At 71.6% G+C, this 2,447-nt stretch carries 1 protein-coding gene; it reads left to right on the forward strand.

The window, feature by feature from the left end; all coding sequences use genetic code 11:
* Positions 1-2,447: ATP-dependent helicase (locus I0Q12_RS21015; protein WP_231611133.1), on the forward strand; the 2,447-nt coding region annotated here is incomplete at both ends.

A 2,447-nucleotide genomic window follows, 5' to 3' on the forward strand; every position in this document is an offset into this window, starting at 1 on the left:
GCCGACCCTCGTGGTCGCGGGAGCCGGTGCCGGCAAGACCGAAACGATGGCTGCGCGCGTGGTGTGGCTGGTCGCGAACGGATTCGTCGCCCCCGAACAGGTGCTGGGACTGACGTTCACCCGCAAGGCGGCCCAGCAGCTGACCACCCGCATCCGCACGCGCCTCGCGAAACTCGCCGGCTCGCGGCTGGTGCGCGACCTGGACCCCAGCGGTGAGCTGCGCAGCCGCATTCTCGGTAGCGAACCGGAGGTGAGCACCTACCACGCGTACGCGGGACGCCTGCTCGGGGAGCACGGGTTGCTGTTGCCGATCGAGCCGTCGGCGACGCTTCTGTCGGAAACCGAGCTGTGGCAGATGGCGTATCGGGTCGTCAGCGCGTGGGACGGTGACCTCGACACCGACCGCAACCCCGCGGCCGTCACCGAGGCCGTGCTCGCGCTGTCCGGTCAGCTCGCCGAGCACCTCGTCGAACCCGACGACCTGCGTGAGGCCCACACCGAGCTCGACAAGCTGATCCACACGTTGCCGGCGGGGCCGGGGCAGCGCGGTGGACCGTCGAAGGCGTTGCTCGGCTACCTCGAGACCCAGCACGACCGGATCGCGTTGCTGCCCCTGGTGCAGCGGCTTGCGGAGACGCTGCGGCGTGAGGGCGCACTCGATTTCGGCAGCCAGATGTCGCTCGCGGCGAGGGTCGCGCAGGACCACCCGGAGGTGGGCCGCACCGAACGCGAACGATTCCGGGTGGTGCTGCTCGACGAGTACCAGGACACCGGGCACGCCCAGCGAATCCTGTTGTCGTCGTTGTTCGGTGGCGGCCAGGATCCGGATCTCGCCGTGACCGCGGTCGGCGATCCCATGCAGTCCATCTACGGTTGGCGCGGTGCCTCCGCCGCCAACCTGCCGCGGTTCACCGCCGACTTCCCGGTGCAGGGACGGCCCGCGCCGATCCTCGAACTGCTCACCAGCTGGCGCAATCCCGCGGAAGCGCTGGCCCTGGCCAACCACGTGACCGAACCGCTGCGATACGGCGGCGTCGAGGTCAGCACGCTGCGCCCGCGGCCGGGCGCCGACCCCGGTGACGTGCGGCTGGCGCTGCATCCCGACATCGAGACCGAACGGAACTGGATCGCCGACCGGATCGCCGCCGAATACACCGCGGACGGTCGCGACAAGCCGCCGACCGCTGCCGTGCTGGTCCGTCGCAACGCCGATGCCGCGCCCATCGCGGAGGCGCTGCGGGCCCGGGGGCTTCCCGTCGAGGTCGTCGGCCTCGGGGGTCTGCTGCACACCCCGGAGGTCGCCGACGTCATCGCGATGCTGCGGCTGGCGGCCGACCCGATGGCCGGCAGCTCCGCGGTGCGGGTGCTGACCGGTGCCCGCTGGCAGCTCGGTGCCGCCGACCTGACGGCGCTGTGGCAGCGGGCCCGAGAGCTGGCGATCGGCGGTCGGTACGCGGTGACCGGGGCGGTCGACGACACCGCGGCCCTCGACGACGCACTCGACGCCGCTCTTCCCGGCGAGCAGGCCGAACAGGCCGGGCTCGCCGACGCGATCTCCGATCCCGGTGCAGCGCAGAACTATTCGGAGTTCGGGTATGCCCGCATCACCGCGCTCGCGAAGGAACTGGCGTCGCTGCGCGAACGGCTCGGGCAGCCGCTGACCGAACTGGTCGCCGAGGTCGAACGGGTATTGGGCATCGGTATCGAAGCGCAGGCCCGTGTCGACACCCGCGGCAGCGTCACCGGGCGCGAGCACCTCGACGCGTTCGCCGACGTCGTCGCCGGATACGCCGGACGTGGCAACGCCACGCTTCCCGGGCTGCTCGCCTATCTCGCCGCCGCCGAACAGATCGAGCAGGGCCTCGCACCCGGTGAGGTGGAGGTCGACCCGAACTGCGTGCAGGTTCTCACGGTGCATTCGGCCAAGGGCCTCGAATGGGAGGTCGTCGCCGTGCCGCACGTCAGCGCCGGGGTCTTCCCGTCGTCGACCGCGGCGGCGACGTGGCTCGGCTCGGTCACGGAACTACCGCCGCAGTTGCGCGGCGACCGCTCCGAGATCTTCGCGGACGGCACTGCGACGGAGGGGGTCCCGCAACTCCACCTCGACGAGGTCTACGACCGCAAGGTCCTCGAGAACACGATCTCCGCGCACAAGGACGCGCTCAAGCAGCGCAAGCTCGACGAGGACCGCCGCCTGTTCTATGTCGCGCTGACCCGCACCGAACGGGCCCTGTTCGTCTCGGGCCACCACTGGGCCGAGTCCGGAAGCGAACCGAAGGGCCCGTCGCCGTTCCTGACCGAACTCCACGACCTCGTGGAGGCGCAGCCGGACCTCGGGGTGATCGAGACCTGGGCGCCCGCACCGGAAGCCGGCACCGAGAACCCGCTGACCGCGACCCCGCGCACGGCACCGTGGCCGCGCGACCCGCTCGGTGCCCGCCGGGCCG

The sequence above is a fragment of the Rhodococcus sp. CX genome (genome assembly GCF_015865005.1).
GTDB lineage: Bacteria > Actinomycetota > Actinomycetes > Mycobacteriales > Mycobacteriaceae > Rhodococcus.